The organism is Nostoc sp. KVJ20 (assembly GCF_001712795.1).
GTDB lineage: Bacteria > Cyanobacteriota > Cyanobacteriia > Cyanobacteriales > Nostocaceae > Nostoc.
Map to the genome: position 1 here is coordinate 1 of NZ_KV757771.1, position 8,191 is coordinate 8,191.

The 8,191-nt window shown below is 39.6% G+C and carries 9 protein-coding genes and 2 CRISPR repeat arrays; of the genes, 2 read left to right on the forward strand and 7 right to left on the reverse strand.

Annotated elements, in window-relative coordinates; genetic code table 11:
* Positions 1-322 precede the first annotated feature (322 nt).
* Together A4S05_RS36105 and A4S05_RS36110 are read left to right on the forward strand one after the other, a co-directional pair.
* Positions 323-790 (forward strand): AAC(3)-I family aminoglycoside N-acetyltransferase, encoded by a 468-nt coding sequence (locus tag A4S05_RS36105; RefSeq protein ID WP_069074563.1) that lies wholly within the window; start codon positions 323-325, stop codon positions 788-790.
* Between the two features lie 253 nt (positions 791-1,043).
* Complete coding sequence (locus A4S05_RS36110; RefSeq protein ID WP_069074564.1) at positions 1,044-1,865, forward strand: hypothetical protein; 822 nt, start codon at positions 1,044-1,046, stop codon at positions 1,863-1,865.
* 591 nt (positions 1,866-2,456) lie between these two features.
* A CRISPR array of direct repeats spans positions 2,457-2,794; the repeat unit is 36 nt; unit sequence GTCGCTTCTCTTAGGAGAAGTGGAATTAATGGAAAC.
* A 37-nt stretch (positions 2,795-2,831) separates the two neighbouring features.
* Positions 2,832-3,156: direct repeats of the CRISPR family, unit length 37 nt; unit sequence GTCTCCACTAACTATGTGGAGGCGAATTAATGGAAAC.
* Positions 3,157-3,274: 118 nt separating this feature from the next.
* Here the strand turns inward: A4S05_RS36110 and A4S05_RS36115 are convergent.
* The 7 genes from A4S05_RS36115 to A4S05_RS36140 all read right to left on the reverse strand — a co-directional run bounded on the left by A4S05_RS36115 (position 3,275) and on the right by A4S05_RS36140 (position 7,924).
* Positions 3,275-3,610: a hypothetical protein gene (locus tag A4S05_RS36115; protein ID WP_069074565.1), complete on the reverse strand. Its 336-nt coding sequence runs from the start codon at positions 3,608-3,610 to the stop codon at positions 3,275-3,277.
* A 65-nt stretch (positions 3,611-3,675) separates the two neighbouring features.
* Entirely contained in the window at positions 3,676-4,077 is a 402-nt protein-coding gene (locus A4S05_RS41050) for a hypothetical protein (protein WP_141699909.1), read from the reverse strand.
* Between the two features lie 63 nt (positions 4,078-4,140).
* A complete protein-coding gene (locus A4S05_RS36120) occupies positions 4,141-5,643 on the reverse strand; it encodes a hypothetical protein (protein WP_218108012.1) in 1,503 nt (500 codons plus the stop codon).
* Between the two features lie 91 nt (positions 5,644-5,734).
* On the reverse strand, positions 5,735-6,406 hold the full coding sequence (locus A4S05_RS36125; RefSeq protein ID WP_141699910.1) for a hypothetical protein: 672 nt from the start codon (positions 6,404-6,406) through the stop codon (positions 5,735-5,737).
* A complete protein-coding gene (locus tag A4S05_RS36130; protein ID WP_069074568.1) occupies positions 6,406-6,894 on the reverse strand; it encodes a hypothetical protein in 489 nt (162 codons plus the stop codon). Before A4S05_RS36130 ends, A4S05_RS36125 begins: the two co-directional genes overlap by 1 nt.
* On the reverse strand, positions 6,891-7,532 hold the full coding sequence (locus tag A4S05_RS36135) for a hypothetical protein (RefSeq protein ID WP_069074569.1): 642 nt from the start codon (positions 7,530-7,532) through the stop codon (positions 6,891-6,893). Before A4S05_RS36135 ends, A4S05_RS36130 begins: the two co-directional genes overlap by 4 nt.
* Positions 7,532-7,924, reverse strand: a complete 393-nt coding sequence (locus tag A4S05_RS36140; protein ID WP_218108013.1) for a hypothetical protein — start codon at positions 7,922-7,924, stop codon at positions 7,532-7,534. The genes A4S05_RS36135 and A4S05_RS36140 overlap by 1 nt, the downstream gene beginning before the upstream one ends.
* Positions 7,925-8,191: the final 267 nt, after the last annotated feature.

Consider the following 8,191-nt stretch of genomic DNA (forward strand, 5'->3'; position numbering starts at 1 on the left):
TCTGCCACCTGAATCCTTACATTATTTGTTAAATCATTTACGTTATCAGTCAAATTATCAATCTTAGTGGTTAGTGCTGCTATAGCTTCAGTATTTCTAATAGCCAATACTTCAATACGGTCTAGTCGATTTGGTGCTTCAAAATCAGACATAAGTATTTATTCCTTATTTTTAATAAACAAATAAAAGTATAAACTAGTGTACATTCACTGATGAACCTGATTCCACTAATATAAGTCAATTTTAACTAAATAGAATACTTCCAGTAACTCTACTAAATCCAGTACCGCAAGAAAAATTAAGGAAAATCCCGCGAGGTCTTATGAACTTAAGCATTCAACAGATTGTGCCGGAGGACGTTGCATTAATGGAAGCTCTATTAGCGACCTTTGGCGAGGCATTCGATCAGGTGGAAACTTATGGGAATCCGCCTAGTACAGACTACCTGCGGCAACTGCTTGATAGTGACTACTTTATTGCGATCGCCGCATTGAAAGAAGGTGAGGTCGTTGGTGGTCTTACTGCCTACGAGCTTAAAAAATTCGAGCAGGAGCGCAGTGAGATTTACATCTACGATCTCGCTGTTGCCGCAGCACATCGACGGCAGGGGATCGCAACGGCATTAATTCAGAAGCTAAAGGAAGTAGCAGCAGCTTATGGAGCTTATGTCATTTTCGTCCAGGCGGATATTGGTGATGATCCAGCCATTAAACTTTATACAAAGCTGGGTGAGCGCGAAGACGTGTTGCATTTCGACATATCAGTTAATAGTGGCAATGACAATGCCTAACCTGATCTGGGTAGTGGCTTTTCGAGAAGAGCATAAGGGTTAATTAGCTAGATTGGAACTGTCAATACATTATTCGTTAACGCAGCCAGTTTCTTTGTTTGTGCTGTAGTATTTGCGATCGCAGTTCCACGTTCACGTCATCAAGAGTTTAAGCATGATTTGGTTGAGCCAATTGCCGGAATTCGGTTCATTATCCAGCAGGGTCAACTAATACCATTTCACAAAAAGTATGATACGGATAGTCAAGGAATAAATGAATTCGCAAAATGAACTCCTAAAACAGCAGTTGATAGAAGCGATTTCTTGTCAAAATCTGCAAGAAATTCAAAAAATCCTAAGCCTAGCAGAATTAGAGGATGAGACAATAATCCTCAAAGAAGCTCTTGTGCAAGTAGAGTATGCAAATTTTGTTTGGTTCTTGCAAGAATACGTAGGTAAGGAAAGTTATCAACAAGCCGTAAAAGATGTATCGACAAGCATGACTCAAAAACTAGTTAAAGGAGGTTTTAAGCCAGGGGTTGATTTCAACTTACACCCAGATGGGAGGATGTTAGGATCAAAAGAAGCAAATGAATATTTAGAAAAATATCATTCTAAACAACTAGAAAATAGCCAAATTTCTGTTGTAGCTCATGCACTACCAGAGCCAATGCAGATGTTAGAAAAAGCTTTAGGTGTGCCATTTTTTGAGAATCTTGGGAGGGTGGCAGCTAAACGTTTAGCCACAATGGATGATGCAACAGCTAGTATTTATGGTCTATGGCTGATGCAAGGGATCAGTGGCCGTCATCCATTGCTGGAAAAAGATTTTTGTAAGTGGTTTATGATTGAGATTTGTGGTGAGCGATTGTCAGCCTTAGCGTCAGCCGAGATTCAAGGCTTGGAGTTTAATGGCTTAGTTGTATTTGAAGATTTGTTAATGGCACTGGGCAAAACAAATGTATCGATAGTGAAAGAGAGTAACTTAACTCTTGAAAATTTGCGGTTACTAGATAAAGTTTGGACGGGAGAAAATATGCGAGTGTTTGAATTAATTTCCATCTTGGAAAAAAATGACGAACAGTCCTGTAGCTAATTGTCACTGAAATGAGAACCGCACTAAAAAACGATAATTATCTAATAACGTTGCCGGGGCTGCCAACGAAATTATAGGGGTTTGGAGCTTTGGACTTCAGCCCCGAAACAATATCTGGAGTGGCAGTGCGTCTCGGTATAATTCTTTTTATGAACGTGGCTCTAGACCCTGAAACTTTAGTTTCAATTGATACTCCTAACCTCCTGCCTTCTGCCTTTTTTGTAAGGAAAACCTAGTACAGCACGGCGGAAATCAACCACCGATTCCAAATCAATAAAACCCTTATGGTACGGTAATTACGAATTATGAATTACGCGCTGCGGTACTAGTTAAAAATTCCTGTACCGACTAAAGGATCTGTCCTTCCCTGACAAATCCATGCTCCCCAATAAAACGGATGCTGAAGCGGTGTGCCGAGGTTCAGGGAAAATGGCTGAAATGCTTATTTGAGCGTTGTGACCTTAGGTTGCTTACAGAGTAAGGGTTTGGGGTATGTTGGTGATTGGTGAAATGGCAGATTGGCGATTAATTTTTGTGACCTTCGGAAACGGCTTCTGGATTCCTTGCTGAGTAAGGGTCTAAAATTGAAGGGTCGCTTCTCTTAGGAGAAGTGGAATTAATGGAAACGTAGTCATTCTGTTAGTAATAATCGTACTGACTGGAGTAATAGGTCGCTTCTCTTAGGAGAAGTGGAATTAATGGAAACATAAACTGCTGATATAGATCACAGTCTTTTGATAGTTTTTTTAGTCGCTTCTCTTAGGAGAAGTGGAATTAATGGAAACTTTCAGGATGAAGCTGATAATAAATCCATATTTTGGGTCGCTTCTCTTAGGAGAAGTGGAATTAATGGAAACCATCCGGTTTCGTTAGCAGCCTCAAGTAGCTTTTTTGTCACTTCTCTTAGGAGAAGTGGAATTAATGGAAACTAGAACTCAAAACAGTTGAAGATTTAAATAGCTTGAAGTCTCCACTAACTATGTGGAGGCGAATTAATGGAAACAATGAAAAATTTAGTAGAACCACATAAAGTTACTGGTCTCCACTAACTATGTGGAGGCGAATTAATGGAAACTAAACCTTTCCTTCCTCGCAGTGTGGGCATTTATTTGTCTCCACTAACTATGTGGAGGCGAATTAATGGAAACTGGTACATGATTCAATAATGTCGGGGTATGTCAAGTCTCCACTAACTATGTGGAGGCGAATTAATGGAAACGATTTAAATCTGTTAGCTAACTCTGCATTTATCATGTCTCCACTAACTATGTGGAGGTGAATTAATTGAAAAGAATCATAAATTTGGTGGCGCGACGGGAAATAAATTTAGTTCACGCCATCTTTATTCCAATTAATCAAAAAAAATAAGCTAAATAATTAAATTAAAACCCATCTTCACCTACTTCGATTTATTCCCCTTTTTGAACCAACATTTTCCCAGACACTCCAGCCGTAAAACCCAACCCAATCGCCGCTACAGTAACATTAGGCTTGATAAATAACGTCGCAATTCCGATAACTGCGCCCCAAAGACAGCCATAACAGCAAGCAATAATCAACTGATTTCTGGGTTTAGCTCTTTCGTCTTCAATAGATTGGTGAATGATGGCATAGTTTTCCATCTGATTAATAATTTCTAGTAAAGAAGCACCGTACTGTTTTTCTAGGCGTTCGATAGCCAATCTGTCTTGCTTAACTGGACTTATTGAAAGTTCTAGTAATGCTGTGGTTAATTTATCGCTCATGACACCAAAAAAATTAAGAGAATCATCCGTTAAAAAAATTGTGAATAATGATGAAAGAGGAAATGTCAAATACGGCTTAACGCAAGAAAGCAAAACTTAATTCGTAGAGATGTAGCCTTAATCCAAGTCTGGTGGTTGTTGAGTCCACCTTTTTGTACCCAGACTTGATGGTAGTGAACTGAAGTGTGGCTGCTACTTCTACCGTAGTAATTTTCATGGCAACGGGAGCATACTCCTACGCAATCCCAACCGGGAATTTCGTAACCAGAGACAGAAGTGTGGGGGAAATGCAGTAAAAACATTCCCAAAATCCGGCGCAGGAGTGATCGCCGATAATGTAGATGATGTACTATCGTAGCTTTGCCATGCCAGGGATTATTAGTGCAACGGCTTTGAAGACGATAGACACGACGGCAAGTTATTGACCAGTTCCTAGCATATTCAAATGAAGTTAAGGATTTACGCATTATGTAAGTCTAATTGGTTCAATAATTAATGAGATTCAAGGCAGAAGTGAATAAAATCTCCAATCAAACATCAATTTTAAATTTGTAAATTAATCCTTGATGGTCAGTTTGGCGCATAAGTGTAACAATTGCTGTTTTTAATTCATCGGCACGGTCATTTTGTCCCAATTCTTTAACGATAAAATCTTCAAGTGTTAGATGTCGTGTCCGCTCCAATTTATCAATCATCTGTTGAGAAGGACTTCTTTGTATGGCAGTAAATGTTCTCAACTGTTGCCGTTGTTCGGTTGATAATGAATCTCCTGTTGGTTTATCGTTGTCCCGATCAAGAGCAGAGTAATTAGGCAATTCTGGCATTGCACCCCATGTGGAATTACCGCCAAAGAACACAGCGCGGTTACAAGGCGAGGCTTTAATTAAAGTGTTTATTCTCTCTAAATCAATCATTTCGAGAATCGGTGATTTTTTCCACTGTTTTAAAACATTAGTATTCTTGTCTGAAATGATGGCAACTGCCGTAATTTGGCTAGTAGCTGATAAATTTAATCCTAGTGGCCCAACATAAGGAGATTGAGCAAGTAGCCAAACATTCTCCTTGCTAGAACCACCAAGTGAAGAAATATGTAAAATCAATGTGCCAATCCGCTCGTTTCGACATTTTTTAGCCGCATCTCCAAGGGTGGAACCTTCGTCAATAACTAATAAAGATTCCTCTTGATTATTAGCCCATTCGATGTAACCTATTTCTTCACCTGTTCCATCAAGGACTTCATCCATCCACTTACAAATATTTTCTGGGGATTCATTTTTGCATTTTTTACGCCGAACAACGTCAACCACGCCCTCTGTGTAACCATATTCAGATGGTTCATTTTTGGGGTCAATATAAAAGATTTTGCGGTTTGGCTTTTCGGCTTTGATTCGACGTAGGGCATTAGCAACCAGCATTCCTTTACCACTTCCACCAATCCCAAAAATGATGCAGTTACGGATAGGTGAAGCAATTTCTCGAACTATATCTATAATGTGTGTGGGATTGTGAACTGAAGATGAAGTATTAGTAGCTGCAAGTTCAGTAGAATGCGAATTAGATTGTTGTGAGAGAAGTGTAGATTGTTGCAAGGAATTAGAAGAAGTTAGCGAGAAGAATGGTTGATTTAATGATTGACTAAATTGTGATGCATCCTCAATATAATCGATTGCTGCGTTTGAAAAAGCGTATTCTTGACTGCTGGCAAAATGTAACTCTCGCTCTATATCATCCTTACCCACTTGCTGTATGTATGCCCTAAAATCATCACCGTCAAGAATATGAGCAATACAGCCATATTCTCTAATAGCTGCTTGATTTCGTTGAATTTCTTTAGCTTTTTTAAAACTACTATATAATGTCCATCCGGCAATGAGCGCTCCAGTGATGCCAGAGGTAGCCGAAGCTGCGATTGCTGCTACAACTAACCCAAAAGCAATATTCCATTGATTGTTGTTTTCGGTAGTGGACTTAAAAGCGATCGCACTCCATTGCTCCGGGGTTCTCTGGGTCTTATTAATATCAAAACGTGTCATATCCATATTTTTTTCATAAAAGTTCAGCGTTTGAGGCAGAAAGGGAGAAATCCGGGTGAAGACTACGCTCCCGGACTTACCTTATTGTTCGCTAGGGAATAATGGCGTAAGACAATTTACCAACCCAAATGATCAAAGAAACTATTACCTCAATTGCAAACAACGTAACTAGCGCCAACGCCAAGTTACCGTAGTCTAATTTCCCCCACTGCCCTGTCGCCAAAATAAATATTAAGTCGGAGATTTTACCACTCTCAACTGGTGAATAAACAGTAAGGCAAATCAGGAAATCAACTGTGTAAGTAAAGATTTTCAACACCTCTAAATTGCTGACAACAGAGATTGGAAGATGATTGTATGTGCGTTTGAGCATCCTGAGAGCGGGATCATCAGTATCTTTGTCTTGATAGCGGGAACGCCCATCAGCCTCGGTAACAATCTTCTCTATAAATTTCTCGTTGTTATAGAGAATCAACGGTAACACTTCAATAATCTGAATTACACCCCAAAGTATTGCTCCCAATATCCAAGAAAGACTTTTAGAAAATATCGCTGCAATACCATTGATGATTGGGATTGCGGCTACCAGAGAAGTAAATGCGCTACTAGTAGCTTTTCCTCCCAAAAATGACACAGCTCTTTCATAGGGCTGAATATTTAGGTAGGCAAACCAGATACCAGCAATCACTAACCCCCAATACAAAAGCCTTAGCCACGGGTTAGTTTTTTGCCCATTCTCTCTTTTAGGCATCGTAAAATTCACTATTTTCCTCCTGTATCAATTGGTTGGCTGTATGTGCCACCACGAAAGCGTTTAAGCCGAGTGGCAACTAAATCTCTGTTTCCGGTAAAAGCTAGTGCCTCCACTTCTCCCCTATCAGCAATCACACCAGTATTACCGTTGGCATCACAGACTACAGTTCCTTTCGGCAAAGGGTTCAGTGTGATCCGGTCAAAGATTACCTTTCCTTGGACAATCGTCACGTATTTATGAGGGTAGACTGTGGCCACAATTGGCAGACATCCAGATTCATACCTGGAATCAGCAATAGTCGCAAGTTGTTTCTCTAATTCAAGTTGTTGCTCCAGGATGGTTTGTTGCTTGGAGTTTTGAGCAATGGATTGCTTAATATCAGTGATTGCTCCCATATTCCTTTGAATATCACCAGAGGAATAAACCAAAGATGCCCCAATTAACGTGCCAAATACAATTGATGTTTTATGTTTTCTCCAAAGTCTGGTGCTATTCATTGCCCCATATCCTCTAAAAAAGCATCAATACTGAAACTGCTATCAGCACTTGCTCCCGATTTGAAATTGCGTACATCAGATTTGACTTGAGGGGTTAAAGCTTTAACCTCACTCAAAAACGCATCAACGTCTACTGTTTCTACACCGTAGCCAGCAAGCAGTTTATTGATTTGTCCATCGTTGTCTGAGAGTGAACGCAAGTATTGGGTGCTGTACTGTGTTTGCTCAAGGAAAGAATTAGCAACTACACCTCTGCTATGGTCTAACGCCCTCTGAAATACCTTTGCTTCTAATGTTGCTATTGCATTGGCTTTGGCTACCGCACCACTCATTACCACCCGAATCATCCCTGCCATCATCTGATGATTGACGTTCGGGATAATATTAGCTGCCATGTTGGTTGCTTGTTGAATTGCTTCGGACTCCTGCTCTGATGCTGGCAGGTGTTTTTGGCTATTAATTGCTGCACCGACAAGTTCAAACACTTTCTCCAACTCTTCTGTGATGTCTGGACTAAACTCATCGCCTTCGGGGTCAACCTCTGCCCCGTGGTCACGCATGATTCGGAGTGCTTCTATTACTTGCACATCGGTGTAGCGATCGCTGAAATATTCAATGAGCTGTGCTTTAGTAAACATTACTGGCTCTCCTTCCATTTTTCAAATTCTTTACGACGTAAATGCATAAAATTCCTTTTGAGGAACTTGACAACTTGAGCGTTGTTTTTAATACCTTTCTCTACTGATTCACCTTTAAGTAAGTAAATAATTGCTAATAAAAACCTTTGGTATCCATCTAAGTAATTGCTTCGGACTCCCCTCTGGTTTTCATAGTAGCTAGATTTTAATGGTGGAATTTTGCTAATAATTTGCTCTTCCCATCTCCATAAAGTCGAACGATGGAATCCTAAAAAATTAGCCCATTCTGTTCTTGATAGCAAATTATCTAAAAATGCATCACGAATTTTAAAATCTTGCTTTATGTCAACCAAAAGATTAACCAAATCAGTCAGCGACATTGTTGCACCCACCCTTTGCAACATTCCTAGTCAGGAATTTGATTTTGTGATGAAAAACTAAAAAAACTAGGATTTTTAGTATGTGTGAGACATTATTTTTACAATTCATGGTTTTTGATCGCTACACATTGTTGCAAGGTTTTTGGTTTTTCACACCTGCAACATAAATGAACAATGTTGCAACGTTGCAGGTGTGAAAATAATTAATATTATGAGAAATATTAATTTTCAGAGATAAATTTGCACTCCTTTATGGCATATAGCATTTCTCAGTCTGGT